The sequence below is a fragment of the Luteimonas deserti genome, from assembly GCF_013425765.1.
Lineage (GTDB): Bacteria > Pseudomonadota > Gammaproteobacteria > Xanthomonadales > Xanthomonadaceae > Luteimonas > Luteimonas deserti.
In genome coordinates this window covers 395,225-421,071 of sequence record NZ_JACCJZ010000017.1, presented here as the reverse complement: position 1 = coordinate 421,071, position 25,847 = coordinate 395,225, and the positions used below count along the sequence as shown (strand labels likewise).

Below are 25,847 nucleotides of genomic sequence, written 5' to 3'. Positions count from 1 at the left end.
CGAACCGCAGCGGTGCGTCTCAGCCGAGCCCCGCCACCGCCTTGATCTGCGCCCAGGCGGACGCCCCCGGCGCGAGCCCCAGGCGTTTCCAGGCGCGTCGGGTGACCTGGGCGAGGAGACGGGTTCCGCCCGCGTCGAGCTGCACCAGGCACATTGCCGGATGGGATGCGTCCACGACCTGCAGGACCGTGACGGGCAGCTGGTTGCCGATGCTGGTGTCTCTGGCCGGCGCCATTGCCAGGCTGACGTCACCCGTTGCGATCCGGCAGCGCATCACCTGCCCCACCGCCTGCCCCGATGCGGGCACCAGGAGCTGGCCGCCGGCGATGTCGAGCAGCAGAAGGTCGTCCTGAAGCTGCCGGACGACGTGGCCCTCGACCACCACGCCGGCGTGTTCGAGGAATGCCGGCGGCAGATCGGTCCGCGCCAGGGTTGCGCGGAGCGGACCGCTGGCGACGACCGCGCCGTGCTCCAGCAGCACAAGGTGGTCGGCGAGCCGCGCCACCTCATCGATGCTGTGGCTCACATACAGCGCGGGAATCGCCAGTTCGTCGCGCAGCCGTTCCAGGTAGGGCAGGATCTCGCGCTTGCGGGCGTCGTCCAGCGAGGCGAGCGGCTCGTCGAGCAACAGCAGCCGCGGACGTGCCAGCAGGGCCCGGGCGATGCCGACCCGCTGCCGCTCGCCGCCCGACAGATGCGAGGGTCGACGTGCCAGCAGCGGACCCAGCCCGAGCAGCGCCACGATCGCGTCGAACGCGAGTGCGGGCCCGTCCCCGCGCGCGCGCCGGGCGCCGTAGTCGAGATTCCCGCGCACGCTCAGGTGGGGGAACAGCGCGGCATCCTGGAATACGTAGCCGAGCGGACGCCGATGCACGGGGACGAAGAAGCCGCGCGCCGAGTCCTGCCACAGCCGGTCGCCGAGCCGCACCTGGCCTGCGGCGCCGGCTTCCAGCCCGGCGATCGCGCGGAGACAGGTCGTCTTCCCGGAGCCCGAAGGCCCGAACAGCGCGGTCACCCCGGCGCCCGGGAGCAGAAGGTCGACGTCGAGCCGGAATCCGAGCAACGCGAGATCCAGCCGGACCGTCAGGCCATCGCCGGGGACTGTGCTCATCGACGCGCCCGCGTCGGCTGGAACGCATATAGCGCGAGCAGCACGACGAACGCGAAAACCAGCAGCACACCCGAGAGCCAGTGGGCCCGGGCGTAGTCGAAGGCCTGCACGTGGTCGTAGATCTGCACCGAGACCACCCGGGTCTCGCCGGGAATGCTGCCGCCGATCATCAGCACCACCCCGAACTCCCCGATCGTGTGCGCGAAACCGAGGATCGCGCCGGTCACGAAGCCGGGCCGGGCCAGCGGCACCGCGACGGTGAAGAATCGGTCCACCGGACCGGCCCCGAGCGTTGCCGCAGCTTCGAGCGGCGGGTCGCCCACCGCTTCGAAGGCCGTGTGCAGGGGCTGGATGACGAACGGCATCGAATAGATCAACGAGGCGACCACCAGCCCCGGAAACGTGAACGGGAGCAGGCCGAGGCCGAGGGTCTCGGTGACGCGGCCGAGCGGGCCGTCCGGCCCCATCGCGACCAGCAGATAGAACCCGATCACCGTCGGCGGCAGTACCAGTGGCAAGGCCACGACGGCCGCCACCGGACGCTTCCACCACGACCGGGTCCGCGCCAGCCACCACGCCAGCGGCGTGCCGAGCAGGATCAGCAGCACGGTCACCACCGTGGCGAGCTTCAGGGTCAGCAGGATCGCGGTGATGTCGCCGGGCGAAAACATTCTGGTCAGCGCAGCCGGTCGGCGCGTGCGGGAAGTTCGAAGCCGTAACGCGCCATGATCGCCCGCGCGCCAGGCGTCTGCATGTGCCCGGCGAAGGCATGCGCGTGCGGGTTGCGCGCAGCGCGTCGGGTGACGATGAAGCCCTGCTCGAGCGGCGCATGCAGCGAATCCGATATCAGCGCGTATCCGCCCTGTGCCCGCAGCTGCGGGCTCAACGCGAGCGAGAGCGCGATGATGCCGATGGAGGCGTTTCCGGACTGCACGAACTGCGCGGTCTGCGCGATGTTCTCGCCGTAGACCAGCCGGGGTTCGACAGCGCTCCACACCCCCGCCGCCCGCAGGGCTTCCTCTGCACGCATGCCATAGGGCGCGTGGACCGTGCTGGCAATTGCGATGCGGTTGAACTCGGTACGTGGCAGGTCGCGGAGGGTGAGCCCGCGTGCATCATGGCGCACGCTCCACAGGACGATCCGCCCGACCGCATACGGCACGACGTCCGATGCGGCGAGGCCCGCGGCGTGCAACTCGCGCGGAAAGGCGATATCGGCCGAGAAGAACAGGTCGTAGGGTGCGCCCTGCTGGATCTGCGTCTTGAACTGGCCGGACGAGCCATAGGCCACATCGATCCGCGCACCGGGACGGCTGCGCCGGAACTCGGAAAGAACATCGTCCATCGCGAACTTCAGGTCCGCTGCCGCGGCGATGCGCAGGCTCGCGAGCGCCGGCGTCGACACCACGAAGAACAGGGCGATAAACGCCAGGATGCGGGCGCAGCGCATGAGCGGAGCTCCGGACGGGGATCCGCAGGACTCTACCGGGCGCGGTGGCGCGGCGGTACGTCGCGGTGGCCCCAGGCCCCGCCGCCCTGCGGGCGGGTGCACCGTTACGGCCCTGGTCCGTCCGCGTCCAGATGCCATGTGCCGACGGTCTGGTACGCGGACTGGCCGCGCACGCTGTGCACGAGCGCGAGCGTGCGCGCCTGCCAACGGAGCGGCGGAATACCGATCGGCGCGGCCAGCATCGGTGTCACCCGGCCGAGCGTCACGTGCGGGGTGAAGCGGGCATGCCCCGCCTCCGGCAGCCCTTCGCGCCTGCAGGCGTCGTGCAGACGCTGCCGGAATGCGGACAGCGCCGACTCGTGACCCGGGTCGACGAGCGCGACGCACGGCGCCGGTGCACCCCGGAACCCGGCCACGCGATCGAGCTCGAACGCGAACGGGGTCACAGGTAAGAGCCGTTCGACGGCGCGCTCCGCGCCTGCGACCCAGTCCGCGCGTGGGCCTTCGCTTTCGCCGATGTAGTACAGCGTGAGATGCAGCCGATGCGCCGGCGTCGCATGCAGCGGATTGGCGACCTCGATCCGCGCTGCCATGTCCGCCAGCGCGTCGCGCAGCTGCGCATCCGGCATCAGGGCGAAGAACAGGCTGTGGACGGGACGCGGTGGACCGAAGAGATCAGCCGGCATCGACGGAGGCCGAGCCTGGGCCGGTCGCTCCGGGACAGCGCACCCGCGACATTCGGGTATTGCCGGGCCCCTCCACGACCAGTGTGCGGCCATCGTCCTCGAGGCGGAGCCGGCGTGTCTCGCTCCATTGCTGGCCCTCTCCATCGAAGGCCAGCGCAAGCTCGAGCGTTTCCTCGTCGACACGCGAGACGCGCTCGGGCGTGGCCGTGCTTTCGTGAAAGCGCAACGCATGCGGCCCGATCTCGAGCCGGACAGCGCCGGCCTCGACGTCGGCGCAGGCGTCGGCATCCGCGTCCCAGCGCCCGGTCCAGGGGCTGGAAATGGCGTCTGCAACCGTCGGCTCACCGGGAGGCGGCATCGATGCTGGACGCGCGCAGCCGCGCACCGGCGGAGCGCCGTCCACCGACAGCAGTCCGGTCATCGGAAAGCGCGCCCCCGACATGTCGTCCTCGCAGCGCATCCGCCGCACGATCAGCACGACGTCGCCCGTGGCATCCCTGGCCTCGATGCGCCGTCCGTCGGCCGTCATCGCATCGCGTGCACCGGTGAAGCGACGCGGCGCCTGTCCGGGCCCTTCGAGGATGAGGACGTCGCCCTCGAGACGCGCTTGCCAGAACGGCTCGTTCGTCGTGAGCACGACGTCTTCGTCGCGTTCGGCTAACGATCCGGACGCGACATCGTCCAGCAGTGGCTCGGGCTCCCCTCCGCTCGGCGGCGCACACGCGGCGAGCAGCAGGACGGCGACGGCGGCAAGACACGCGTTGAACTTCATAGCGACCTCTTCGAGCGGAGTGACGGCTGCACGGTGCGACGAACGGAGACGGGCGGCTGCAGCGGACCGTCATTGTCCGCCATCCGGGATATACGCCGTAGCGCAGCCGATGCCGGCCGTTCACGCACGCCGATCCAGCATGGATCGATCCTCCGCCACCGAGACGCCATCGTGCATTCGTCCGTCGCCCTGGGCCTCGTCCCTGTCCTCCTCGCACTCACCGCATGCGGAAACGCGCCCCCGGCGCCGGCTGCGCCGCTGGCCACGACGCCGGCCGCCAGCGAGGAGCCGCCGGTCACCGGTTCACTCGCGGCCCGCGAGGCGGCTTCCGAGCCCGATGCCACGGTCGAGTACGACTGCGAAGGACTGCGCATCAACGTGGCGACGGACGCGGATGGAGACCGGGTACGCTTCGTGGTCGACGGGGACACGCTGGAACTGGCCCGCGAGGCGGGACCCAGCGGCCGCCTGTACGTCGCCGCCGAAGGCCATCGCTTCTGGGCCCATCGCGACGACGAGGCGCGGCTGACGTTGCCGGGTCAGCACGAGCGCAACTGCCACCGCGTGTACTGACTCCCGGCGCGCGCCCATCACGCGATACCGCGCAGGCCGACGAGGGCGCATGCCCCGGCGCGGGGTTCAAGATCAATCGTTGGCTATCGGGCGTCCATCGACGTCGGGCTTCGCATGCATGGCGACGTTGAGCTGGTCGATGGTGACGATCCAGTCCGCGTCCTCGAGGCGCTCTTCCCGCAGCAGCTGGGCCTGGGCATCGCTCCAGAATGGCGCTTCCTCAAGCCGCATGTCGTCCGGCAGCGGCGCATGCGTGGCGATGAACGCGCGGATCGAGGCCTCGTCGCTCGGAAGGCCCAGCTGGTCGAACAGTTCGGTGAATGGGTGGAAGGTCGATTCCATAATGTCTCCGGCAGCAGGCGCCGGCTCGACGCCGGGCAAAAAAAACCGTCCGCAGACAATGCGGACGGCATGGCGGGTAACGGACTCGCCCCGTGTGCCTAGCGCACGACCTTCTTCGCGACGGTGAGGCCGATGACGAACAGCACCACCGCGATGATAATCGCCGCCCAGAACAGGAACTGGGCGATGCCCATGGCGGCGCCGGCCATTCCGCTGAAGCCGAGCGCGCCCGCGATCAGGCCGATGACGGCGAAGATGATTGCCCACTTGATCATGTTGTTCTCCGGTTTTCGTTCGACCCGCGGCAGCGGCGTCTTCGGGAACCAGTCTGCGCAGGCGACGGTGCGGCCAGCGTGAATGCAGGCTCCGGATCAGCGCAGCGTGCCGCGAACAGCGCGGCGACGCAGCGCCCATGCCGTGCTTGCGAGCCAGCCCACGATCAACGCGATCACCAGCTTCTGCGCAAGGCCGCGCGGCGCATCGCGCCAGACGGCCAGGATCCACACCGATGAAAAACACACCGTCGCCCAGGGCACGGCCCAGCGCGCCGCAGTGCGCCATTCGGGATCGCACCGGAACCGCCACGCCTGCAGCACCATGCCGGTGGTCGAGAACAGGAACGCGCCCTGCGCGGACACGCCGTGCACGAGTCCTTCGAGCGAACGGTCGACGCCGGGCAGATCCATCCAGGCGTAGGCGGTGGTCGCGAGTGCACCGCCGCCCAGCACGAACATCACCAGGGGCGCCGCGCTGCGCGCCTGGGGCGCCAGGCCGACGCGCAGGCCCCATGCGAGCACCAGCATGCCGAGCGCCAGCCCGACGTAAGCCGCCTGCAGCGCCGGTCCCCAGTCGCCGATCAGATACAGGCTCATCTGGCTGCGCACGGCGTCGAGATCGGGTCGGGCCAGGTGCAGTGCGACGGCCGTTGCCGCAAACGCGGCCAGCGCGCACAGCGCCACATTCGAACAGCGCAGCGCTACGAGCATTCGAGCGGAACGAGGGTGCGGATCTTCCGGCATCGGGGGCGGTCCTGGCGGCGGTGCGCATAGGCTACCCACGTCCTCACGCGCTGGGACGCGTAGGCATGCACGATGCGCGCAATGCCTCCCGAGGTGCCGGATCCATGACGCGCGATCCCCGCGACCGTCACGCCGCAACCCGCCTGCCCGGCCTACGCATCGACAGCTGCAACCTGGCGCTGCGCGACCCGGAGGGCGACGGCTTCCTCGGCGATCGTGCCAGCCAGACGGCGTTTCGCGATCTCCTCGACATCCGGCGTCGACAGCATTTCACCGGGCAGCGCGATCCGTTCGGGCGCACCCCCACCCGGGCCATCTCCAAGGACGAGCTCGATCTCGTCCTGGTCGGCGGAAACGCCGACGCCGCGCACCTGGTGCATGCCACGGTCGAGGACCACGCCGCACGGCTGGCGGAAGTGGTGCGCTGTTTCCTGACGCAACCCGCGTGGCAGGGCGTCAAGCGGATCGTCATCGGCGGCGGCTTCGCGGCCAGCCGCGCAGGGGCGCTGTCGGTGAACCGGGCCGCACGTCTGCTCAAGCTGTCCCGCAGCGGCGTCGATCTGTCGTTGCTGCGCCACGACAGCGACGATGCCGGCCTGCTCGGCTGGGTTCCGCTCGCCCCGGCACGCACGCTCCGCAGCCATGCATTCCTGGCCGTCGATATCGGCGGCACCAACATCCGGTGCGGCATCGTCGCGCCTCGTCTGGAGACGCGCGACGACGGCAGCCGCGCCACGGTGCTCGAGCGCAGCCAGTGGCGTCACGCCGGCGATCGTCCGGACCGCGCGACGACGGTGCTGCGCCTCGCCGCGATGCTCAACGGCCTGATCGCGCATGCACGCACCCGCAGACTGCAGCTGGCACCGTTCGTCGGCATCGCGTGTCCGGGCCGCATCTGCAGCAACGGGCGCATCGCGACAGGCGCGCAGAACCTGCCCGGCGACTGGGAGGACGGCGAATTCCGGCTGGCGACGGCGCTTGCTGAGCATCTCGACAGGATCGGCAGCCGCGCGCCCGTGGTACGGCTGCACAATGATGCCGTGGTCCAGGGACTCAGCGAGCGCCCGCGGATGCTGTCGGTCGCCCGCTGGGGCGTGCTGACCGTCGGCACCGGACTCGGCAATGCGAGTTATACGAACCTGGGTTGCTGAACCGCCTTCGCGAGAGCCGACGACCCCGGTGCTATGCTGCGGCCTCGGGCAACGCCCGTATCCGCGTCCCCCGACCTGAGCCGTCGCCGCGTCGCTTCCCTCCATGCGTGACCGTCCGCTTGCGGGCAACGCTCCGAAGGAAGTGTCGTGCCCGGATATTCCACCCGCATTTCGAACGTCCGCATCGGTGACCACGTCTACCGGCTGCGGACGCTCAGCGATCTCCAGCAATACGCGGACCCGGACGGCGACGGTGCACGTCTGGGAATCTCCTCGGCGCAGTGGTCGCTGTTCGGCCAGGTCTGGCCCTCCGGGCAGGCGCTGGCCACGGTGATGGACGGGATCGACCTCGATGGGCGCCGGATTCTCGAGATCGGCTGCGGCATCGGCCTCTCCAGCCTGGTGCTGCAGCGGCGCGGCGCGGATGTCGTGGCCTCGGACATCCATCCGCTGGCCGACGCGTTCCTGGCCTACAACTCGGCGCTCAATGCGCTCGACGCGGTGCATTACCGGCACATGCGCTGGGACGCGCCGCTCGCGTCCCTCGGTACGTTCGACCTGATCATCGCCAGCGATGTGCTGTACGAGCGCGGCCATGCGGCGAGTCTGGCCGGCGTGGTCGAGCGGCATGCCCGGCCCAGCGCCCAGGTCATGCTCACCGACCCCGGACGCGGCCACAGCGGCACCTTCGGCCGGCTGCTCGCCGACCAGGGGTTCAGCGCCAGCGAGCACCGGCTTCCGGCGATCGAAGGACGCGACGCGGTGTCCGGGCGGCTGCTGCATTACCTCCGCACCGCGAGCGTGGCGTGAGCGTGCCGGCGGATCTGTGCGAGGCCTGCGATGCGGTCTGCTGCCGTCTCACCGTGGTGTTGCAGCCCGACGACGATGTGCCGGCGCGATTTACGGATGTCACCGAGGCGGGCCTGCAGGTCATGGCCCGCGACGACGAGGGCTGGTGCGTGGCGGTGGATGCGGCGCGCATGTGCTGTTCGATCTACGCATCGCGTCCCGAGGTCTGCCGGCGCTTCGCGATGGGTGGTCCCTATTGCCGCGAGATCCGCGCCGAGTACACCGACCGCGGCCTGCGCGGCATTCCCCTCACGATGTACTGAAGGAGCAATCCCCCATGAGCGGAACCCGGAGACCGTCGCAGCAGGCCGGCACCCGTCAGCTGTTCGCCGGCGCACGTACCGCCAGCGAGCGCGCCAGCGCCATGACTAGCGAACGGATCGCGGAGGATATGGCCCGGTTCCGCACGTCCGGCGGACAGGTCGAAGTGCTCGGCACCACCCGCACCCTCACCCGCCTGGATGAAACCGCGCCCCGGGCCCCGGCGCCGGCAGGACCGGGGCGCGGCAAGCGCTGACTGCCGAGACGTCTCGACACCGCGTCGATCCACCGGCGCCGACACTGCGCCTCCCCCTGGAGGACTTCCCATGACGCTCACTCCGCCGATCGAAGCGTTCGACGCCACGCCCTTGCAGGACCGGGTGGTGATGATCACCGGCGGGGCGCAGGGCATCGGCCGCGGGATCGCCCAGGCAGTGCTGGGTGCGGGTGGACGGGTCGCGATCGGAGATCTCGACCGCGATGCGGGTGCGGCCTGTCTCGCGGAGTGGCGGGCGGGCGAGCGCGCCTGGTTCGCGCCGCTGGACGTGTCACGGGAGGCCTCCGTGCGTGGTTTCACGCGCCGCGCACTGGCGCGCTTCGGCCGTCTCGACGGCCTGGTGAACAATGGCGGACCGGCGTCGCCCGAGGTGCCGGAGCTCGCGACGCTGCCGCTGTCGGAGTGGCGCAGATTCATCGACGCGCATCTGACCGGTGCATTCCTGTGCTGCAAGCACGCGCTCCCTGCCCTGCGCGACGCCGGCGGCGCGATCGTCAACATCGCCTCAAGCCGCTCGCTGCACTCCGAGCCGCATACCGAACCCTATGCCGCCGCCAAAGGCGGGCTGGTCGCTCTCACCCATGCACTGGCGATCAGCGAGGGCCCACAGGTGCGCGTGAATGCCATCAGCCCCGGATGGATCGTCGTCGACGACTGGCGCAAACCGGTCGCGCGGCGCACGCCGGCGCTGTCGCGGCAGGACCACCGCCAGCATCCGGTGGGGCGCGCCGGTCGCCCGCAGGACGTCGCTGCGCTCGCGGTGCATCTGCTTTCACCCGCATCGGCGTTCATGACCGGCCAGAACCTCGTCGTCGACGGCGGCATGGCGCGGCGGATGCAGTACGCCTAGTCCAGGCGCGGTGGTCACGCAGCGGGCCGGCGCCTGAACCGCAATCCGCGGACCAGGTGGATTTCATCCGGACCTCCCGCGCGGCGCGACACGATGGCCCCACGTCATCCACGAGGGCCTCGCCATGCATCCGATCCGCACAGTTGCTTCCATCGCCGTCCTTGCGACCCTGGGGCTCGCGTCCGCCCATGCACAGACCTACGGTCCGCAGGACGAAGGGCGCCGGTTCAATGACGGCAGTCGTGTGGTCTGCCAGGACGTCGAAGTCAGGCGCGCCGATTCGGACCCCAACCGGGTCGGTGGTACCGCGGCAGGCGCCGTGATCGGAGGTCTGGTCGGCAATCAGATCGGTAGCGGCAGCGGGCGCAGGATCGCGACGGTCGGCGGCGCGGTTGCCGGTGGCGCGATCGGCCGCAATGTCCAGGGCAACAGCCAGGAAGCGCGTGGCGATCGCATTGTCGAAAGCCGCTGCGAGCGCGTCTATCGCTGAGCCGCGCGCAGCGCATGACCATTGACGCCGCCGCGCAGCCTGTGCGGCGGCGTTGTTTCGACGGGGCCCCAGACCCCGACGCTTCCAACAGGCGGCTTCGCCCCTGCAACGATCAGTCCCGATGAGGTCGATCATTGCAACGCTCGCTCGAATGCAGACTAGGCGCCTCGCCGTCTCGGCCTCATACCGGAGCTCCCATGCCCAATGCATTCCTGGCCATCGCCCGCCGCCGCCGCACGCAGTACGCACTCGGCAAGCAGCTTCCGCTGCCGCAATCCGAGGTCACTGCCCTCATCCAGGAGGCCGTGCGCGAGAGTCCATCGTCGTTCAACTCGCAGAGTTCGCGCGCGGTGATCCTGTTCGGCGCGCACAGTGACCGCTTCTGGTCGTTGGTGAACGATGCGCTGCGCCCGGTGGTGCCGGCCGATGCCTTCGCCCAGACGGAAGCCAAACTCGACGGGTTCTCGGCCGGGGCGGGCACCGTACTGTTCTACGAGGACCAGGACGTGGTGGCCGACCTCCAGACCCGCTTTCCGCTGTATGCCGAGAATTTCCCGGTGTGGTCGGAGCATGCGAGTGCGATCGCCCAGTATTCGGTCTGGACCGCGCTCACCGAGGCGGGCATCGGCGCCAGCCTGCAGCATTACAACCCCCTCCCCGATGCGGCCGTCGCGCGCGAATGGGATCTGCCCGCCAGCTGGCGCCTCCGCGCGCAGATGCCTTTCGGTTCGCACGAAGCGTCGATCGGTGAAAAAAGCTATATCGACGACGCGGTCCGCTTCCGCGTTCATGGGTGAGCCCCGGACGCGGCGCGAACGGAGCGATGGAGCAGCATTCGATTGGAGACGTCGGTAGCGATGCGCTTCGGAGCGCGCCGGCAAAGCAGGCGGCGTTGCAGGGCGGCAGCTGATTGAGGGGACGCGTTTCTCGCCATGACGGCGCCGCCGCGCGGGAATCGGTAGACACGTGGCGGGCAGCACCCGCCGGACGTCTGGTTAGAATCGGGACCCGCCTCGCCTTCCGGAGCTCCCGTGTCCCGACGCCGCCGCACTGCCCCGCTCGCACTCGCGCTCACCGCCGCCCTGCTGCTCGGCGCCTGCGCCTCGGCGCCATCGACGCCGCCGCCGGCCGGCCAGGGAGAGGTGCGGCCTGCGGACGGGGTCTCGGCGTTCTTCGCCCGATACACCGACGACTGGATGCGACGGCAGCCCTCCGCATCTACGGCAAGCCGCTACTTCGACGGCGCCCTGCAAACGGAGCTCGATGCACAGCTCACGCCGCAATCGGCCCAATTCCGCCGCGATACCCTCGCGTTGGCGCAGCGCGGCCTCTCCGAACTCGCGGGCTTCGACCGCGCGCGCATGGGCGATGTGGAGCGTGTGTCGGCCGAGCTGATGGACTGGCAGCTACGCAGCCTTCTCGAAGGCGAGCGCTTCTCGCATTACGAGTTTCCGCTGCAGCAGTTCAGCGGCGCCAACGTCAATCTGCCCAACCTGATGACGGTGGTTCATCCGGTGCGCAGCGTCGGCGACGCGCGCACCTACCTCAGCCGGCTCGGCCAGTTCGAGGCCCGGATGGACGAGGCCACCGCGCGGGCGCGCGAGCTCGCTGCCCGCGACATCCTGCCGCCGCGCTTCATCCTGGATGCGACGATCGCGCAGATGCGCCAGTTCGTCGACGGGCCGGCCGCACGCAATCCGCTGGTCGCCACGTTCGCCGAACGCCTGGCATCGGTGGAGTCGCTCGACCCGGGTGCCCGCGAGACGCTGGTCGCCGAGGCCACGCGGACCGTCGCCGAGCGCGTGTATCCCGCCTGGGCGCGCGCGATCGCCGAACTCGAGTCCCAGCGGTCGCGTGCCGGCGACGACGCCGGCCTGTGGCGCTTCGACGACGGAGCCGAAGCCTACGCCTACCACCTGCGCCGCTTCACGTCGACGCAGCTCAGCGCGGCCGAGATCCATGCGATCGGCCTGCGCGAGGTGGCGAGGATCGAGACCGAGATGGACGCGATCCTGCGGTCGATCGGCCGCGCCGAGGGCAGCGTCGAAACGCGGATCGCGCAACTGCGACGTGACCTCGCCTACAGCAACGACGACACGGGCCGGGCGGCGATCATGGCCGACATCGAAATGATGATGCGCGATGCGGAGCGCCGCGCCGATGCGCTCTTCGACATCCGCCCACGCACCCCCGTGATCGCCCAGCCCTACCCCGAATACCGGTGGGCAAGTGCGGCCGCCAGCTACACGGCGCCGCCCCTCGACGGCTCGCGTCCAGGCGTGTACCAGATGCCCCTGCGCCCCGACCGGCTGACCCGCTTCGGCCTGCGCACGCTGGTCTATCACGAGGCCGTGCCGGGCCACCACTTCCAGATCGCCTTGTCGGTCGAGAACGCCGACCTGCCCAAGTTCCGCCAGACACGGGCGTTCGGCGGCATCTCGGCCTTCAGCGAAGGCTGGGCGTTGTATGCCGAGCGCCTCGCCGCCGAGGAAGGCTGGTACGAAGGCGATCCCGAGGGACGCCTGGGTCAGCTCGACGCCGAGCTCTTCCGGGCGCGACGCCTGGTGGTCGACACCGGTCTGCATGCGATGCGCTGGAACCGGCAGCAGGCCATCGATTACGGGATTCCGCCCTCCGAGGTGGACCGCTACGTCGTGATGCCCGGTCAGGCCACCTCGTACATGATCGGTCAGCTCGAGATCATCCGGCTGCGCGACAAGGCCCGCGATGCCCTCGGCGACCGCTTCGATCCGCGCGCGTTCCACAACCGCGTGTTGCTGACCGGCGTGGTGCCGCTGGAACTGCTCGAGCGCGAGGTCGACGATTTCATCGCAAAGGCGTCGGTCGGCTGAGCGGCATGTCCGGCATTCCGGTACGCAGGTGGGCCATGCCGGCTTTGGCGAGTGCGGCGATCGGTCTGGCCGCGCTGTTGGCCTGGCGCTGGCATGCTGCCGCTGAACAGCAAGCCTTGGCGTCCGACACCGGAGGGGTCACCGGTGCCGCGACGCAAGCTGGGGCGGGACCTGTCGCTTCTGTGCCTGAGGGGCCGTTCGATGCCATGCGACCGCAACTCGAGGCAGCCGCCCACGCCGGGGACGCCGATGCCGCATTCCGATTGGGCCGGACACTCGCGCACTGTATCGACTACACGCCGGTGCCAGGCGGTCGCATGACGGCGATGATTGCAGAGATGGTTGCGGGCGCGGGAAACGCGATCAGGATCGACGGGCGACCGATCGGTGACGATCGCAACATCGATCTGCTGTTGTTCGCACATGCCGAGGCGACCCGCCTGTGTGCAGATACCGACGGGCTTCGCGCGGACCCGCCTGCGGACGGCGCGCTGTACTACGTCACCCTGGCCGCCGAGCGGGGACACCCGGAAGCCATGGCGCTCTATCCGGATGTCGCGTTTCGTGAGTTCAAGAGCCTCTCCGCACTGGTCGATGCTGCCGACGAGGTAGAACGACGACGGAACCGAGCGACGCAGATGCTGTCGGTCGCGGTCCGATCGGGCGAGCCTGCTGCACTCCTGGCGATGTCGAGGGCACACGATGCCGACGGCTGGCTGACGCCCGATCCGGCCCGCGCGCTCGGGTTCTGGCTCGCGTTCTCGGAGACACCCATGCATCGACGCTTCCCCGACAGCCTGACCAGCGAACACGTTCGCAAGCTTGAACAGACGGCATCTGCCGAAGAGCGTGCACATGCGCGTGCGCTTGCTCGTGAACTCCAGCAGCCGGCGGTCGACCCGTCAGAGGCTCCCAGGCAATGACTCCATTTCGATATCAATGGCCTGTCTTTCTCGCAGTTGTGCTGGCTGGATGTAGCTCGCCTGATCGATCGCCACACGTTGAGGCCAGCACAAAACCTGTCTCGACGCCTCACGACCAGGTCCGCGCATTGCGCCAGGACCTGCGCGCAGGGCCGGAGGGTTCCGCCGTCATGGGCCCGCGACGTCACGTCCACGTGGGCGATCAGGACTGGCTGCCGATGACGGACTTCATCCGCGCACATGAAGCCCGCGCGGACGCGGGAGACCCGAAGGCGGCGGCCGCGCTGGGATTACGCCTGGGCGCCTGTCACCGCGTCCTGCGTGACTACGCACCCGAACGTCTGCTACAGGAGTACGAGGACGAGATCGCTTATTCGACACGCGGCGACGATCCGTCCATCAATGAAGTGCGCCGCACCAACATCGAGAACCGTTTTCTCCAGCGTGCCGATCATTACGACGATTGCAGCGTCCTGACACCACATCATCTTGCTCGCGCTGCGCATTGGCTCGAGCAGGCGGCGCGAGCCGGCAATCCCGACGCGCAGCTGCGCTTCGCAGATCTTGGATTGGCCGAATTCGACAGTCGCGAACGCATCGTGCGTGATCCCCGGGAGGCACACCGGCGGCGCGCGCTGGCGAGGTCGTGGCTTCAGGAACGAATCCAGGCCGGAGACGAGCACGCACTCCGCGCCAAGGTGCAAGCGTTGGATGGACGAAGCCTGCTGTTCGAACGCAACGACCGCGAGTTGCGGATCCACGAGTACGCGTTGCAGCTCGCGGTCGCCGAACGCATGGCGCGCTCGGCGCAACCCGCAGGTGTCGCTGAACTCGTGGAAGCGCAACGCCCCGGGCGTCGCGCCGGGCAACAGAACGAGTTCGTCAGACTCTGGGAACAGGGGCCCGGCCGCTATCCCTCCGACGCGTTCCAGGCTGCTGAATGGGCCGAGATCGAGGAAGCCGGGCGGCACATTTATACAATCTATTTCGCGGGCGCAGAAGGTCGCTGAGTCGGAATTGCCGTGCGCACACCACTGGGCGACCGCTTGCAAGGCGGGTCGCGGCCAAGGCACGAGAGATGACGGCTGAAGCGGGATTGCTAGACTGCCCGGCCACCCGCACCGGACCGCACGATGACCCGAGGCAAGTCGGCAGCGCCCGCATCCGAGCCGCGCAGCGCGATCACGCGCCTGCTCAACACCGTCGAGTTCCTCGGCAATCTGCTGCCGCATCCGGTGACGCTGTTCGCGCTGCTGGCGTTGCTGATCGTGCTGTTGTCGGGCGTCTTGGCGGCCTACGGCGTCTCGGTGCCCGACCCTCGGCCCGAAGGTGCGTCCGGGCGCGCCGAGGACGGCATCATCCGCGTGATCAGCCTGCTCGATGCCGAGGGCCTGCGCCGGATCGTCATGGGGCTGGTGACCAACTTCACCTCCTTCGTGCCGCTGGGCACGGTGCTGGTGGCGATGCTGGGGGTGGGCATCGCCGAACGTTCGGGCCTGCTGACCGCCGCGATCAAGGCGCTGGTGCTCGGCGCGCCAAAGAACCTGGTGACCGTGGTGATCGTGTTCGCCGCCGTGCTGTCGAACACGGCCTCGGAGATGGGCTACGTGGTGGTGATTCCGCTGGCGGCGGCGATCTTCCATGCGCTCGGGCGCCATCCGCTCGCGGGCCTGGCGGCCGCGTTCGCCGGTGTGTCCGGCGGCTACAGCGCGAACCTGCTGATCGGCACCGTCGATCCGCTGCTCGCCGGCATCACCCAGGAAGCGGCGCGGTTGATCGACCCGACCTACGAGGTGCACGCGGCGGTCAACTGGTACTTCATGATCGCCAGCACCTTCGTGGTCACGTTTCTCGGCTGGTTCGTGACCACCTACATCGTCGAACCCAAGCTCGGCGCCTTCGATCCGAAGCAGCTCGACCCCGACGCCGAACCGGTGAACATGGATCCGCTGGCCGCGCGCGAGCGTCGCGCGCTGCTGTGGTCGGGCCTGGCGGCCTTGCTGGTCGCGGGTGTGATCGCCGCGCTCACGGTGCCCGCGAACGGCGCGCTGCGCCTGCCCGGCGTCGACGACACCCTGGGCAGCCTGCGCCCGTTCCTCACCGGCATCGTGGTGCTGGTCGCGGTGTTCTTCGCGGTGGCCGGCATCGTCTACGGCGCACTGACCGGGACGATCCGCAACGACCGTGACGTGATCGACGCGATGGCGAAATCGATGGCCACGCTGAGCCTGTACATCGTGCTGGTGTTCTTCGCCGCCCAGTTCGTCGCGTTCTTCAACTGGACCCAGCTCGGCCAGGTGATGGCGGTGCTGGGCTCGAACCTGCTGCAGTCGATCGGCCTGACCGGGCCGCTGGTGTTCCTGGCCTTCATCGCGCTGTGCGGGCTGATCAACCTGTCGCTGGGCTCGGCCTCGGCGCAGTGGGCGGTGACCGCGCCGATCTTCGTGCCGATGCTGATGCTGATCGGCTACAGCCCGGAGGTGATCCAGTCGGCCTACCGCATCGGCGATTCGGTGACCAACCTGATCACGCCGATGATGAGCTACTTCGGCCTGATCATGGCCTTCGCGGCGCGGTACCAGCGCAACCTCGGCGTCGGCACGCTGATCGCGATGATGCTGCCCTACTCGATCGTGTTCTTCATCGGCTGGACCGCGGTGTTCTTCCTGTGGGTCTTCGGCCTGGGCCTGCCGGTCGGGCCCGGCGCGCCGACCTACTACACGCCGGGCTGAGGCCCGGCCTGCGCGAGCCGCCGACGCGCTGACGCCCTGCCGCGCGCCGTGGCAGGCTGGCGACACGCGGCCACGCGGGCCGCCCGCACGGAGACCATGACCACGACCACTGCACGCGCCCGCCTGACGGCACGCACGTCCGGCGCAGACTACCGCGTCGATCTGGACGACGGCGGCGGCCACACCTGGCAGGCCGACGAACCGGCATCCCTCGGTGGCGGCGACACCGCGCCGACACCCGACCACCTCCTGCTCTCGGCGCTCGGCGCGTGCACCGCGATCACGCTACGCATGTACGCCGTGCGCAAGCAGTGGCCGCTGGAGTCGGTGGAGGTCGAGCTCGCCCTCGATCCGGACGGCAAGCCCGCGACGGGCACCGACATCGCCCGCACGATCCACCTCCGCGGCCCGCTCGACGCCGACCAGCGCGAGCGTCTGCTGCAGATCGCCAATGCATGTCCGATCCACCGCCTTCTGACCGGCGAGGTGCGCGTGGCGAGCACGCTGGCCGGCTGATCCACCTGCGTGGTCCGCTCGATGCCGACGGGCGCGAACGGCTGCTGCAGATCGCCAACGCCTGCCCGATCCACCGCACGCTGACCGGCGAGGTGCGCGTCGCGAGCACGCTGGCCGGCCGATCCACCTGCATGGCCCGCTCGATGCCGACCGACGCGAGCGGCTGCTGCAGATCGCCAACGCCTCTCCGATCCACCGCCCCCTGACCGGCGAAGTGCGCGGCGAATACGCTGGCCGATCGATCGAGGCGCGTGCGGAAAACCCCTGCCCCCACAACGCGACAGGGCCGGGATATCCCTGCCCTGTCGCGACTCACCGCTGGCGCCGGATCACCAGATCCGCACGCGGTCCTCCGGCGCCACCCACAGCGCGTCCTGCTCGGTCACGCCGAACGCCTCGTACCAGGCGTTGATGTTGCGCAACGGCGCGAACGCGCGGATGTGCCCCGGCGAGTGCGTGCCGTTGACCAGCTGCTGGCGCAGCGCGTCGTCGCGCCACAGGGTGCGCCACACCTGGCCCCAGCCCATGAACAGACGCTGCTCGCCGGTGAATCCGTCGATCACCGGCGCCGGCTTGCCACCCAGCGAGCGGCGGTAGGCCTCGAGGGCGATGGTCAGGCCACCGAGGTCGCCGATGTTCTCGCCCATCGCCACACGGCCGTTGATGTGCATGCCGGGCAGCTGCGGGAACTCGTAGGCCTCGTACTGCGCGCCCAGCTTGGCCGCCTGGGCCTCGAACTTCGCCGCGTCTTCGGCCGTCCACCAGTCGCGCAGCACGCCTGCACCGTCGGACTTGCGGCCCTGGTCGTCGAAGCCGTGGATGATCTCGTGACCGATCACGCCGCCGATGGCGCCGTAGTTCACCGCCGGATCGGCGTCGGGATCGAAGAACGGCGGCTGCAGGATCGCGGCCGGGAACACGATCTCGTTCTTGACCGAGTTGTAGTAGGCATTGACGGTCTGCGGGGTCATGCCCCACTCGGCCTTGTCGACCTGCTGGCCGATACGTGCACGGCGGAAGTCCCACTCGAACGTCATCGCCCGCTCGGCATTGCCGAACACGTCGCCCGGCTGCACGTCGAGGCCGCTGTAGTCGCGCCACTCGTCCGGATGGCCGATCTTCAGCCCGAAGTTCTCGAGCTTGGCGCGGGCCTCCTTCTTGGTTTCTGGCCCCATCCAGTCGAGTTGATCGAGGCGCGCGCCCATCGCCACTTTCACGTTGGCGACCAGCTCGTCCATCTTGGCCTTGGCGTCGGCGGGAAAATACAGCTCGACGTAGTCGCGGCCGATCGCCTCGCCCATCGCGTTCTCGGCGAACGAGACGCCGCGCTTCCAGCGCTCGCGCTGTTCCGGCTGGCCGGACAGGAACTTGTTGCGGAATTCGAAGTTCGCATCCTCGAACGCCTTCGACAGCAGCGGCGCGGCGTTGTCGGCGGTGTGGAAGGCCTGCCAGGCCTGCAACGTGGCGACATCGGTGTCGGCGTAGATCTGCGCCATCTTCGGAATCGCGGTGTCTTGGCGCACGACGGCGCGCGGCGCCGCGGTCACGCGGGCGGCCTCGAAGAACGTCGCCCACGGGAAGCCGGGCGCCGTGGTGGCGAACGCGGCCAGCTCGACCGGGTTGTAGGTCTTGTCGCGGTCGCGGCTCTCGGCGCGGGTCCAGTGCGCCTCGGCGATCTTCGTCTCCAGTGCGAGGATGGCTTCGGCATTGCCCTTCGGGTTGTCCCAGCCGGCGAGTTCGAGCAGCTGCGCGATGTAGGCCTGGTAGCGCTCGCGCTGCGGCGCGAAGTTCTCGCGCAGGTACATCTCGCGGTCGCCGAGGCCGAGGCCCGACTGGCTCATGTACAGCGTGTAGCGGTCGGGATCGCGCTGGTCGTCGGAGACGCCGACGCCGAAGAAGCTGCGGCCAAAACCGCCGTGGCTCTCGCCCATCAGGCGCGCGAGTGCGTCGTGGTCACCGGCGGCGCGGATCGCCGCGAGCTTCGGCGCCAGCGGCTGCGCGCCGGCGGCTTCGATCGCGGCCTGGTCCATGAAGCCCGCATAGAGCGTGGCGACCTTGGCGCGATCGGCATTCGCGGCGTCGTTGGCCTGGTAGCTCTCGACGAGCCGCCGCACGCGCGCCTCGGACAGGTCGCGCAGGATCAGGAATGCGCCGTAGCTGGACTTGTCCGACGGAATCTCGGTCGTGTCGGCCCAGGTGCCGCTGACGTAGCGGAAGAAGTCCTCGCCCGGGCGGACACTGGTGTCCATGCCGGCGGTGTCGATGCCCCAGGTGCCCATGCGCTGGGCGGCGACCGTGTCACCGCCGCCGGCGCTGCGGCTGTCGTTGATCCGGAACAGCGCCTGCAGGTCGCAGGCGGCATCGAGGCAGGCGTGATCGTCGTGCGCAGCGGCGGTGGCCGAGAAGGCGAGCGCGAGCGTAGTGGCGGCCGATAGCAATGTCTTGTTCAAGATCGATCTCCGGATGGAAGCAGTCGCGGGTGGTCGGCCGGCAGTTTCCGGCGAAACCGATTCCCAAGCATACCGGTCCACGCCCGGATGGGCCCTGTGCCGGAAGTCGGAGGACCCGGCGTCGACCCGGCGCCGCCTCGCGCGGCACCAGGGCGGCCGGCCGTGGTGGATGCGGGCGCCTCATGCATCGAACGCCTCGCGCCGGCCAAGCCGGTCCATCCTCGGCTCCACAGGCCCTGCGCCGGCGATCGAAGACATTGCCTCATCCGGCGCCTCGCGTGTCGCAGCACGGCCCGGCAGCAGGGGATGCGGGCGCGGCCGACGACCAGCGCATCCGCGCGCCATCACGCGCCGCAGCAGGCCCGGATCGTCGTCAGGGCAAGGGCAGGCTGCGGATCGTCTGGGTGAGGCGGTGGGTCGCGCCCGGCGCGAGCTCGACCAGCTCGGCACCCGCGTTCGCGGCCTCCAGGCACAGGAAGCCCCGCCACGCCCCGCCGACGTCGTCCATGCGCGCAGCTCCGGCCTCGCCGGGGTTCCAGACCACGAGGGTGCGGCCGCCGTCGACCTGCAGATCGATCATCCGGTCCGCATCGGGATCGCGGAGGCGGTACCGGCCCGGGGCGTCGGTATAGATGCGGTCGCTGCGGCCTGGATCGCGCGGCTCGTCGAGGACCCAGTCGCCGCGCTGCACATGGGCGGCGTAGCCGTCGTTCTTGTCCAGATAGCGCAGGCCCTCGAGTCCCTGGACCTGCACGCGCGAAACGTCGGAGACCCGGAAATAGGTGTGCATCGCTTGCGAGAACGCGATCTCGTGCGTGCCGCGATTGCGGGTGACCAGGGTCTGCTCAAGCGTATCGCCCACCCGCAGCTCCATCGTGAGATCGAGTTCCAGACCGGCTAGCGGCGGCGGGGCCAGCACGAGGCGGATCGCACCGTCGTCCTCACGCGTCGCGCTCACCACGTGCCAGCGCAGCGTGCGTACGAAGCCGTGCGATGGCAGCGTCTCCGGCTGGCCCTGACGGCCGAAGTACGGCCAGATCACGGGGACGCCGCCGCGGATCGCATGGGGTGGCGGCTTCGCGCCTGGAGACAGCCAGAGCACATCGGTCTGCCCCACCGGCACATACGACAGCAGATGGCCGCCATGCAGGGCCACGGCCGCGGTCGCGGCTGGTGTCTCCACCAGCACCGCGGCGTAGCCGGCGTATTCGCCCAGGCGCACGCCGGGCAGCGAAACGTCGGAGGGGACGACCGGCGTTCGTGCGGATTCGGCCATCCGCTGCCCGTAGTCGGCTGGAAGATCGAAAACGGTGCCGCTGCGCAAGGGGGATCGGGTCATGGCGGTCTCGGACGGAATCGCCTCCGGCGCCGCCGGCCTACCCGCGCATCCGGCAAGAAGGACGGACGCCGTGATCATGGACAGAGCGAAGGCGCGCATCGCGGGCGACCGGAGGGCGGGCCAGCTTAAGCCCAAGTGCGTGCGTTCCCAAGGTCGTCCGGTGCTGCCGCGCAACATGAACCGGCACCGCTCCGGCGCGATTTCATGCAGAGCTCACGCTGGAATGTGATCACGCCTCGGAAAACGGCGCCGCGGATCCCGTCGTGGCTGACAGCGTTGTCGGCGGCGCTTAGCGTCGGTCCTGCGGCCCACTGCCCAACGCACGAAGGAGTACGCCATGGAATGCATCCGCGCGTTTGCGCTCCCGTTTGCAGCCTGTCTCGGTGCGGCGCTATCCGCCGCACCCGCCCACGCCCAGACGCCGGTCTGGGAACAGACCTTCGACGGAAGCTCGATCGACGGCACGGTGTGGACGTTCGACGTCGGCACCGGCTGCCAGATCGGCATCTGCGGCTGGGGCAACAGCGAGCTGCAGTACTACACGAGCCGCCCCGAAAACGCGCGCGTTGAGAACGGCAACCTCGTCATCGAGGCACGCCGCGAGAACTTCGAGGGCAGCCCGTTCACCTCGGCCCGGTTGAAGACCGAAGGGCGTGTGCATTTCAAGTACGGCACGCTGGAAGCGCGCATCCGCACGCCGGAGGTCGGCAACGGCCTGTGGCCGGCGTACTGGATGCTCGGTGCGATCGGCGTCTGGCCCGACCGCGGCGAGATCGACATCATGGAAATCGGCCACGTCGACGGCATCGCCGCCGGCATGGCCAACCGGCGTGTCGGCGGCGCGGTGCACTGGAACTACGGCGGTGGCCATGCCAGCCACGGCGACTTCATGGACTTCCCGGCCGATCTGCACGACGACTACCGCATCTACCGCATGACCTGGGATCCGCAGTTCATCCGGGTCAGCATCGATGGCCAGCAGTACTTCGAGATGGCGATCTCCGACATCGAAGGCGCATCGCTGCACGAGTTCCACCAGCCGCATTTCCTGCTGCTCAACCTCGCGGTCGGCGGCACCTACACCGGCATCTCCGACGCCGGCGGCATCACCGCACCGCTTCCGGGCCGGATGCTGGTCGACTGGATCCGGCTCTACCAAGACCACCCCGACAGCGAACTGCACATCGGCGGCGACAGTGCGGTGCCCGCCGGCCGGTTCGGTGTCTATTCCGAGCAGGCCGGCCTCGCCGGCGCGCTGGATTTCGGTCGCGACGCGGACCTGTTCGTCTGGAACAATCTCGCGCCGATCGCCGCCGCGCCGTTCGAGGGCAACGAGACGATGGCCTTCCGCGCACGCGCGGGCGAGTGGTTCGGGCTCGGCATCCTCACCGACTACCGCAACATGAGCGCCTACGCAGGCGGCACCCTGAAATTCCACATGCGCACCACTACCGCGTCGACCTTCAAGATCGGCATCAACACGTCCTTCGGCGACAGCTGGGTGGACTTCGTCGCCGGTGGCCGGAACTACGGTCTGGTGCGCGACGGGCAGTGGCACGAGGTGGCCATTCCGTTCAGTGCGTTCTACGACCTGGACCTGCACGCGGTCAAACAGATGTTCATGGTCGTCGCCGATCCGCCCGCGCAGGACGTCGAGCTGTTCATCGACAACATCCTCTACCAGAGCCCCTAGGCACACGGGCCAGGCATGGTCGCGCCGTGCCCGGCTCAGAACACCGACAGGCCGGTCATCCGCGTGAAGCGGTGCAGCGCATAGCCACCGAGCAGCGAATTGCCTTTTTCGTCGAGTGCGGGCGACCAGACGCACAGGTTCAGCACGTGCGGGACCACGGCGACGATGCCGCCGCCCACCCCGCTCTTGGCGGGCAGGCCCACGTGGAAAGCGAACTCACCGGCGGCGTCGTAGGTGCCGCAGGTCATCATCACCGCGTTGGTCCGCCGCGCGCGTTCGATGCTGGTCACCTGCTCGCCCGAGGACGGGCATTTGCCCCGGCACGCCAGAAACTGCAGGCTGCGCGCGAGATCGATGCAGTTCATCTTCAATGCGCACTGGAAGTAATAGAAGTCCAATACCGCCTGCACGTCGTTCTTGATATTGCCGAAACTGCGGATGAAATTGGCGAGCGCTACATTGCGATATCCACTCTTGCGCTCGGACTCCCAGATCTCGTCGTCGCGGCCGATGTCCGGATTGCCCGAGCGCTCGCGCATGAAGCCCAGCAACGCGCCTTCGGGATCGTCGTAATGCGAGAGGATCACATCGGCCACCACGATCGCGCCGGCATTGATGAACGGGTTGCGCGGAATTCCGTTCTCGTGCTCGAGCTGGACCAGCGAATTGAACGGATCGCCCGAAGGTTCACGGCCCACTCGCTTCCAGAGATCGTCGCCGGCCTTGTCGAGCGCGAGTGTCAGGGTATGCACCTTCGAGATGCTCTGGATCGAGAATGGCGCGTGCGCCTCGCCCACGGTGTAGATGTCGCCGTTGAGCGTGGCGACCGCCATGCCGAACGTGTCCGGCGGGACCGATGCGAGCGCGGGAATGTAGTCGGCCACCTTGCCCTTGCCCGCGTCGAAGCGCTCGCGGACTTCCGCGTGGATCGTCGACAGGATCTCCTGCAGATCGTGCCGGCTGAGGTCGTGCGGGTTCTGCGGAGGCTTGCGCATCGTCGACTCGGATTTCGGGTTCCGCAGTCTGCGCGCCGGTGGATCAAATCCGTTTCACATGGCGCGGATACGGTCGCTTGACGCCGCACGCGGCAGACTGCACGCCCCCCGCAACGCACGGAGACGACATGGGCATGCTGGTCGACGGCCAATGGCGCAGCGACGACGACGCTCTGGTGGACGACGACGGACGCCTGCAACGGCCATCCTCGGTGTTCCGCAACTGGGTGACCGCCGACGGCGCGCCCGGCCCCACCGGTGACGGCGGGTTCCGCGCCGAGCCCGGCCGCTACCACCTGTACATCGCGCGCGCTTGCCCCTGGGCGCACCGCACCGCGATCTTCCGCGAGCTCAAGGGCCTGCAGGACATGATCGGCCTGTCGGTCACCCACTGGCTGATGGCCGACGACGGCTGGACATTCGCCGAGGGTCCGGGTGTGATCCCCGATCCGATCCAGGGCGCGGACACGGTCTGGCAGCTCTACGTGAAATCCGATCGCGATTACACCGGCCGTGTCACCGTGCCCGTGCTCTGGGACACGCACACCTCGCGCGTGGTCAGCAACGAATCGGCCGATATCATCCGCATGTTCAACAGCGCGTTCGACGCGGTGGGCGCCACACCGGGGGATTTCTATCCCGAGGCGCTGCGCGGCGAGATCGACGCCGTCAACGACCGCGTCTACGACGGCCTCAACAATGGCGTCTACAAGGCCGGCTTCGCCAAGCGCCAGGCTGCCTACGACGAGGCCGTGGCGGGCGTGTTCGACACCCTCGACTGGCTGGAAGCGCGTCTGTCGGCGCACGAATACCTCGTCGGCGACACACTGACCGAAGCGGACTGGCGACTGTTCACGACGCTGCTGCGCTTCGATGCCGTCTACCACGGGCACTTCAAGTGCAACCGGCGGCGGATCGTCGACTATCCCGCGCTCTGGGCCTATACCCGCCGGCTGTACGCACATCCCGCGGTCGCGCCGACGGTCGACATGGACCACATCAAGCGTCACTACTACCAGAGCCACCGCCATATCAATCCGACCGGCATCGTCCCGGAGGGGCCGGCGCTCGATTTCGCGCTCGACGACACGGCGTAGATCGACGCGCGTCCAGCGCGCCCCACGAGCGTCCTCAACCGCCGGTCGAGGCCATGGCGGCCGGCGGCACTTCGTAGAGTTCGAGCGGCAGATCGTCGGGATCGGCGAAGAACGTGAAACGCCGGCCGGTGTACGGATCGACGCGGACCGCTTCGACCTCGATCCCGACCGCGGCCAGGCGCCGGCGCCAGGCCTCGACATCGTCGACCGAGAACGCGAGATGCCGCAGCCCGCGCGCCTCCGGCCACGAAGGCCGGGGCGGCGCACCGGGAAACGAAAACAGCTCGAGCTGCCCGCCGTCGGGCAGCGCCAGATCGAGCTTCCACGAGTCACGGTCGTCGCGGTGGTGCTCGGCCACGACCGCGAGCCCGAGCACGCCGGTGTAGAACGCCTTCGAGGCCGCGTAATCGCCGCAGATCACCGCGACGTGGTGGATGCCGCGCAGCACCGTGTCAGCGCGCGGCCAGTGCGAAACCGATCGCCGCGCGCACCGCCGCGACCTGGGCCGCATCGCATTCGGCCGGTGTGGTCCGCGGACTGTCGGGATAGACCTCGGTCGTGGTGACGAAGGGCGCGTCACTGAAGCCGACGCACAGGCCCAGTTCGTGGACGGGATATTCGATCAGGCCCGGCGCGGTCGCCGGCGTGCCGATCAGCGTGCCGTCCGCATCGGACGGTGCGATATGCGCCACCTGCGCGACCGCCTCCAGGATCGCCTGCTGGAACCCGGGTTGCGGTCGCGCCGTGTCGCCCACCAGATAGAAGCCGTCCGGAATGGCGCCCGGCACGAATTCGACGCCGTCCCGGGCCGCGAGCGCCGGCCGGAACTCGGTCTCGTCGCTGTCGGTGGTTTCGTGCAGGTCGATATGCACGCGCACCCGATGACGCACCGGGCCGAGCCAGTCGATCAGCGCTGCCGCCTCGGCCGACGGACTCCCGGGGCGGAAGGACCGGTTGGGATCGACCGCATCGCGGTTCCAGCGCTGCACACGCTCGAAGGCCCACGGGCTCACGCAGGGCACCACGATCCGCTGGATCCGACCGGCATGCTCGCCGGCATGGTGCTCGGCGAACTCGAGAGCGCCGTGCACACCACTGGTCTCGTATCCGTGCACGCCGCCGGTGACCAGGGCGATCGGCAGGGCCGGGTCAGTCTCCCGGCTGCGCAATGCGAACAGCGGGAACGTCTCCCCGTCGTAGGCCACCTCGCCGTAGCGCAGCACGTCCCATGTCGCGCGCAGACGCTCCACGCGCGGCAGCACGGTCTCCGCGTACACGCGACGCCTCTCGAGACGGCTGCGCCATTGCGCCCGCTCCGCGTCGCCCCAGGGCCGGCCGGGCGTGCCGATCGCGGTGAATGCGGGCGTGGCGACTGGTGAAACGGACATGGCGCACTCCTGGATCCGGGTCCGGGACTGT

Annotated in this window: 28 protein-coding genes; 15 read left to right on the top strand and 13 right to left on the bottom strand. The window is 69.2% G+C overall.

What is annotated here, in order from left to right; all coding sequences use genetic code 11:
- Window positions 1-19 precede the first annotated feature (19 nt).
- The 5 genes from modC to H0E82_RS11030 form a co-directional block, all read right to left on the bottom strand.
- Window positions 20-1,111, bottom strand: a complete 1,092-nt coding sequence (gene modC / locus H0E82_RS11050) for a molybdenum ABC transporter ATP-binding protein (protein ID WP_180545501.1) — start codon at window positions 1,109-1,111, stop codon at window positions 20-22.
- Window positions 1,108-1,782 carry a molybdate ABC transporter permease subunit gene (gene modB, locus H0E82_RS11045; RefSeq protein WP_180545500.1) on the bottom strand — a complete coding sequence of 225 codons (675 nt, stop codon included), beginning with the start codon at window positions 1,780-1,782 and terminating at the stop codon, window positions 1,108-1,110. Before modB ends, modC begins: the two co-directional genes overlap by 4 nt.
- 5 nt (window positions 1,783-1,787) lie before the next feature.
- Window positions 1,788-2,561 carry a molybdate ABC transporter substrate-binding protein gene (modA, locus tag H0E82_RS11040; protein ID WP_180545499.1) on the bottom strand — a complete coding sequence of 258 codons (774 nt, stop codon included), beginning with the start codon at window positions 2,559-2,561 and terminating at the stop codon, window positions 1,788-1,790.
- A 104-nt stretch (window positions 2,562-2,665) separates the two neighbouring features.
- Complete coding sequence (locus tag H0E82_RS11035) at window positions 2,666-3,247, bottom strand: 2'-5' RNA ligase family protein (RefSeq protein WP_180545498.1); 582 nt, start codon at window positions 3,245-3,247, stop codon at window positions 2,666-2,668.
- A complete protein-coding gene (locus H0E82_RS11030; RefSeq protein WP_180545497.1) occupies window positions 3,237-4,019 on the bottom strand; it encodes a hypothetical protein in 783 nt (260 codons plus the stop codon). The genes H0E82_RS11035 and H0E82_RS11030 overlap by 11 nt, the downstream gene beginning before the upstream one ends.
- 171 nt (window positions 4,020-4,190) lie before the next feature.
- Here H0E82_RS11030 and H0E82_RS11025 point away from each other — a divergent pair, with 171 nt between their 5' ends.
- On the top strand, window positions 4,191-4,592 hold the full coding sequence (locus H0E82_RS11025) for an MliC family protein (RefSeq protein ID WP_180545496.1): 402 nt from the start codon (window positions 4,191-4,193) through the stop codon (window positions 4,590-4,592).
- Between the two features lie 72 nt (window positions 4,593-4,664).
- On the opposite strand, the gene H0E82_RS11020 is transcribed toward H0E82_RS11025, so the two are convergent.
- The 3 genes from H0E82_RS11020 to H0E82_RS11010 form a co-directional block, all read right to left on the bottom strand.
- Window positions 4,665-4,934, bottom strand: a complete 270-nt coding sequence (locus tag H0E82_RS11020) for a DUF2789 domain-containing protein (protein ID WP_180545495.1) — start codon at window positions 4,932-4,934, stop codon at window positions 4,665-4,667.
- Between the two features lie 98 nt (window positions 4,935-5,032).
- Window positions 5,033-5,209, bottom strand: coding sequence for a DUF1328 domain-containing protein (locus H0E82_RS11015; protein ID WP_180545494.1), 177 nt, complete (start codon window positions 5,207-5,209; stop codon window positions 5,033-5,035).
- Window positions 5,210-5,305: 96 nt separating this feature from the next.
- Complete coding sequence (locus H0E82_RS11010) at window positions 5,306-5,920, bottom strand: DUF998 domain-containing protein (RefSeq protein WP_180545493.1); 615 nt, start codon at window positions 5,918-5,920, stop codon at window positions 5,306-5,308.
- Between the two features lie 137 nt (window positions 5,921-6,057).
- On the opposite strand from H0E82_RS11010, the gene H0E82_RS11005 reads away from it, so the two are divergent.
- The 12 genes from H0E82_RS11005 to H0E82_RS10950 all read left to right on the top strand — a co-directional run bounded on the left by H0E82_RS11005 (window position 6,058) and on the right by H0E82_RS10950 (window position 16,854).
- Window positions 6,058-7,104, top strand: coding sequence for an ROK family protein (locus tag H0E82_RS11005; protein WP_180545492.1), 1,047 nt, complete (start codon window positions 6,058-6,060; stop codon window positions 7,102-7,104).
- Window positions 7,105-7,251: 147 nt separating this feature from the next.
- Entirely contained in the window at window positions 7,252-7,914 is a 663-nt protein-coding gene (locus H0E82_RS11000; RefSeq protein ID WP_180545491.1) for a class I SAM-dependent methyltransferase, read from the top strand.
- Window positions 7,911-8,216 (top strand): YkgJ family cysteine cluster protein, encoded by a 306-nt coding sequence (locus tag H0E82_RS10995; protein WP_180545490.1) that lies wholly within the window; start codon window positions 7,911-7,913, stop codon window positions 8,214-8,216. Before H0E82_RS11000 ends, H0E82_RS10995 begins: the two co-directional genes overlap by 4 nt.
- 14 nt (window positions 8,217-8,230) lie before the next feature.
- Window positions 8,231-8,470 carry a hypothetical protein gene (locus tag H0E82_RS10990; RefSeq protein ID WP_180545489.1) on the top strand — a complete coding sequence of 80 codons (240 nt, stop codon included), beginning with the start codon at window positions 8,231-8,233 and terminating at the stop codon, window positions 8,468-8,470.
- Between the two features lie 70 nt (window positions 8,471-8,540).
- On the top strand, window positions 8,541-9,341 hold the full coding sequence (locus H0E82_RS10985) for an SDR family oxidoreductase (protein WP_180545488.1): 801 nt from the start codon (window positions 8,541-8,543) through the stop codon (window positions 9,339-9,341).
- 124 nt (window positions 9,342-9,465) lie between these two features.
- Window positions 9,466-9,831 carry a glycine zipper 2TM domain-containing protein gene (locus tag H0E82_RS10980; protein ID WP_180545487.1) on the top strand — a complete coding sequence of 122 codons (366 nt, stop codon included), beginning with the start codon at window positions 9,466-9,468 and terminating at the stop codon, window positions 9,829-9,831.
- Window positions 9,832-10,028: 197 nt separating this feature from the next.
- Window positions 10,029-10,628, top strand: coding sequence for a nitroreductase family protein (locus H0E82_RS10975; protein WP_180545486.1), 600 nt, complete (start codon window positions 10,029-10,031; stop codon window positions 10,626-10,628).
- Window positions 10,629-10,862: 234 nt separating this feature from the next.
- Window positions 10,863-12,683: a DUF885 domain-containing protein gene (locus H0E82_RS10970; protein ID WP_180545485.1), complete on the top strand. Its 1,821-nt coding sequence runs from the start codon at window positions 10,863-10,865 to the stop codon at window positions 12,681-12,683.
- A 5-nt stretch (window positions 12,684-12,688) separates the two neighbouring features.
- Window positions 12,689-13,606, top strand: a complete 918-nt coding sequence (locus tag H0E82_RS10965) for a hypothetical protein (RefSeq protein WP_180545484.1) — start codon at window positions 12,689-12,691, stop codon at window positions 13,604-13,606.
- Between the two features lie 218 nt (window positions 13,607-13,824).
- Window positions 13,825-14,616, top strand: coding sequence for a hypothetical protein (locus H0E82_RS10960; protein WP_180545483.1), 792 nt, complete (start codon window positions 13,825-13,827; stop codon window positions 14,614-14,616).
- Window positions 14,617-14,739: 123 nt separating this feature from the next.
- On the top strand, window positions 14,740-16,338 hold the full coding sequence (locus tag H0E82_RS10955; RefSeq protein ID WP_180545482.1) for an AbgT family transporter: 1,599 nt from the start codon (window positions 14,740-14,742) through the stop codon (window positions 16,336-16,338).
- Between the two features lie 96 nt (window positions 16,339-16,434).
- The gene (locus H0E82_RS10950) at window positions 16,435-16,854 is read left to right on the top strand and encodes an OsmC family protein (protein ID WP_180545481.1); all 420 of its coding nucleotides are present in this window, start codon (window positions 16,435-16,437) and stop codon (window positions 16,852-16,854) included.
- 329 nt (window positions 16,855-17,183) lie between these two features.
- On the opposite strand, the gene H0E82_RS10945 is transcribed toward H0E82_RS10950, so the two are convergent.
- The gene (locus tag H0E82_RS10945) at window positions 17,184-19,304 is read right to left on the bottom strand and encodes a M13 family metallopeptidase (protein ID WP_219338505.1); all 2,121 of its coding nucleotides are present in this window, start codon (window positions 19,302-19,304) and stop codon (window positions 17,184-17,186) included.
- 373 nt (window positions 19,305-19,677) lie between these two features.
- Window positions 19,678-20,643, bottom strand: coding sequence for a D-hexose-6-phosphate mutarotase (locus H0E82_RS10940; RefSeq protein ID WP_235974273.1), 966 nt, complete (start codon window positions 20,641-20,643; stop codon window positions 19,678-19,680).
- A 337-nt stretch (window positions 20,644-20,980) separates the two neighbouring features.
- Between H0E82_RS10940 and H0E82_RS10935 the strand changes: the two genes are divergently transcribed.
- Complete coding sequence (locus H0E82_RS10935; protein ID WP_180545480.1) at window positions 20,981-22,336, top strand: glycoside hydrolase family 16 protein; 1,356 nt, start codon at window positions 20,981-20,983, stop codon at window positions 22,334-22,336.
- A gap of 35 nt (window positions 22,337-22,371) precedes the next feature.
- On the opposite strand, the gene H0E82_RS10930 is transcribed toward H0E82_RS10935, so the two are convergent.
- The gene (locus H0E82_RS10930) at window positions 22,372-23,331 is read right to left on the bottom strand and encodes a glutaminase (RefSeq protein ID WP_180545479.1); all 960 of its coding nucleotides are present in this window, start codon (window positions 23,329-23,331) and stop codon (window positions 22,372-22,374) included.
- A gap of 128 nt (window positions 23,332-23,459) precedes the next feature.
- Between H0E82_RS10930 and H0E82_RS10925 the strand changes: the two genes are divergently transcribed.
- On the top strand, window positions 23,460-24,428 hold the full coding sequence (locus H0E82_RS10925) for a glutathione S-transferase family protein (RefSeq protein ID WP_180545478.1): 969 nt from the start codon (window positions 23,460-23,462) through the stop codon (window positions 24,426-24,428).
- 34 nt (window positions 24,429-24,462) lie between these two features.
- On the opposite strand, the gene gloA2 is transcribed toward H0E82_RS10925, so the two are convergent.
- Together gloA2 and H0E82_RS10915 are read right to left on the bottom strand one after the other, a co-directional pair.
- Window positions 24,463-24,939 carry an SMU1112c/YaeR family gloxylase I-like metalloprotein gene (gene gloA2 / locus H0E82_RS10920; protein ID WP_180545477.1) on the bottom strand — a complete coding sequence of 159 codons (477 nt, stop codon included), beginning with the start codon at window positions 24,937-24,939 and terminating at the stop codon, window positions 24,463-24,465.
- Window positions 24,881-25,816, bottom strand: coding sequence for a M14 family metallopeptidase (locus tag H0E82_RS10915; protein ID WP_180545476.1), 936 nt, complete (start codon window positions 25,814-25,816; stop codon window positions 24,881-24,883). Before H0E82_RS10915 ends, gloA2 begins: the two co-directional genes overlap by 59 nt.
- Window positions 25,817-25,847 lie beyond the last annotated feature (31 nt).

What these genes read in the sequence shown, in the direction of transcription:
- modC (WP_180545501.1), bottom strand. Translation starts at nt 1,111, where the DNA reads ATGAGCACAGTCCCCGGCGATGGCCTGACGGTCCGGCTGGATCTCGCG.
- modB (WP_180545500.1), bottom strand. Translation starts at nt 1,782, where the DNA reads ATGTTTTCGCCCGGCGACATCACCGCGATCCTGCTGACCCTGAAGCTC.
- modA (WP_180545499.1), bottom strand. Translation starts at nt 2,561, where the DNA reads ATGCGCTGCGCCCGCATCCTGGCGTTTATCGCCCTGTTCTTCGTGGTG.
- H0E82_RS11035 (WP_180545498.1), bottom strand. Translation starts at nt 3,247, where the DNA reads ATGCCGGCTGATCTCTTCGGTCCACCGCGTCCCGTCCACAGCCTGTTC.
- H0E82_RS11030 (WP_180545497.1), bottom strand. Translation starts at nt 4,019, where the DNA reads ATGAAGTTCAACGCGTGTCTTGCCGCCGTCGCCGTCCTGCTGCTCGCC.
- H0E82_RS11020 (WP_180545495.1), bottom strand. Translation starts at nt 4,934, where the DNA reads ATGGAATCGACCTTCCACCCATTCACCGAACTGTTCGACCAGCTGGGC.
- H0E82_RS11015 (WP_180545494.1), bottom strand. Translation starts at nt 5,209, where the DNA reads ATGATCAAGTGGGCAATCATCTTCGCCGTCATCGGCCTGATCGCGGGC.
- H0E82_RS11010 (WP_180545493.1), bottom strand. Translation starts at nt 5,920, where the DNA reads ATGCTCGTAGCGCTGCGCTGTTCGAATGTGGCGCTGTGCGCGCTGGCC.
- H0E82_RS11005 (WP_180545492.1), top strand. Translation starts at nt 6,058, where the DNA reads ATGACGCGCGATCCCCGCGACCGTCACGCCGCAACCCGCCTGCCCGGC.
- H0E82_RS10990 (WP_180545489.1), top strand. Translation starts at nt 8,231, where the DNA reads ATGAGCGGAACCCGGAGACCGTCGCAGCAGGCCGGCACCCGTCAGCTG.
- H0E82_RS10985 (WP_180545488.1), top strand. Translation starts at nt 8,541, where the DNA reads ATGACGCTCACTCCGCCGATCGAAGCGTTCGACGCCACGCCCTTGCAG.
- H0E82_RS10980 (WP_180545487.1), top strand. Translation starts at nt 9,466, where the DNA reads ATGCATCCGATCCGCACAGTTGCTTCCATCGCCGTCCTTGCGACCCTG.
- H0E82_RS10975 (WP_180545486.1), top strand. Translation starts at nt 10,029, where the DNA reads ATGCCCAATGCATTCCTGGCCATCGCCCGCCGCCGCCGCACGCAGTAC.
- H0E82_RS10965 (WP_180545484.1), top strand. Translation starts at nt 12,689, where the DNA reads ATGTCCGGCATTCCGGTACGCAGGTGGGCCATGCCGGCTTTGGCGAGT.
- H0E82_RS10960 (WP_180545483.1), top strand. Translation starts at nt 13,825, where the DNA reads ATGACGGACTTCATCCGCGCACATGAAGCCCGCGCGGACGCGGGAGAC.
- H0E82_RS10955 (WP_180545482.1), top strand. Translation starts at nt 14,740, where the DNA reads ATGACCCGAGGCAAGTCGGCAGCGCCCGCATCCGAGCCGCGCAGCGCG.
- H0E82_RS10950 (WP_180545481.1), top strand. Translation starts at nt 16,435, where the DNA reads ATGACCACGACCACTGCACGCGCCCGCCTGACGGCACGCACGTCCGGC.
- H0E82_RS10940 (WP_235974273.1), bottom strand. Translation starts at nt 20,643, where the DNA reads ATGACCCGATCCCCCTTGCGCAGCGGCACCGTTTTCGATCTTCCAGCC.
- H0E82_RS10935 (WP_180545480.1), top strand. Translation starts at nt 20,981, where the DNA reads ATGGAATGCATCCGCGCGTTTGCGCTCCCGTTTGCAGCCTGTCTCGGT.
- H0E82_RS10930 (WP_180545479.1), bottom strand. Translation starts at nt 23,331, where the DNA reads ATGCGCAAGCCTCCGCAGAACCCGCACGACCTCAGCCGGCACGATCTG.
- H0E82_RS10925 (WP_180545478.1), top strand. Translation starts at nt 23,460, where the DNA reads ATGGGCATGCTGGTCGACGGCCAATGGCGCAGCGACGACGACGCTCTG.
- gloA2 (WP_180545477.1), bottom strand. Translation starts at nt 24,939, where the DNA reads ATGCGGCCCAGGTCGCGGCGGTGCGCGCGGCGATCGGTTTCGCACTGG.
- H0E82_RS10915 (WP_180545476.1), bottom strand. Translation starts at nt 25,816, where the DNA reads ATGTCCGTTTCACCAGTCGCCACGCCCGCATTCACCGCGATCGGCACG.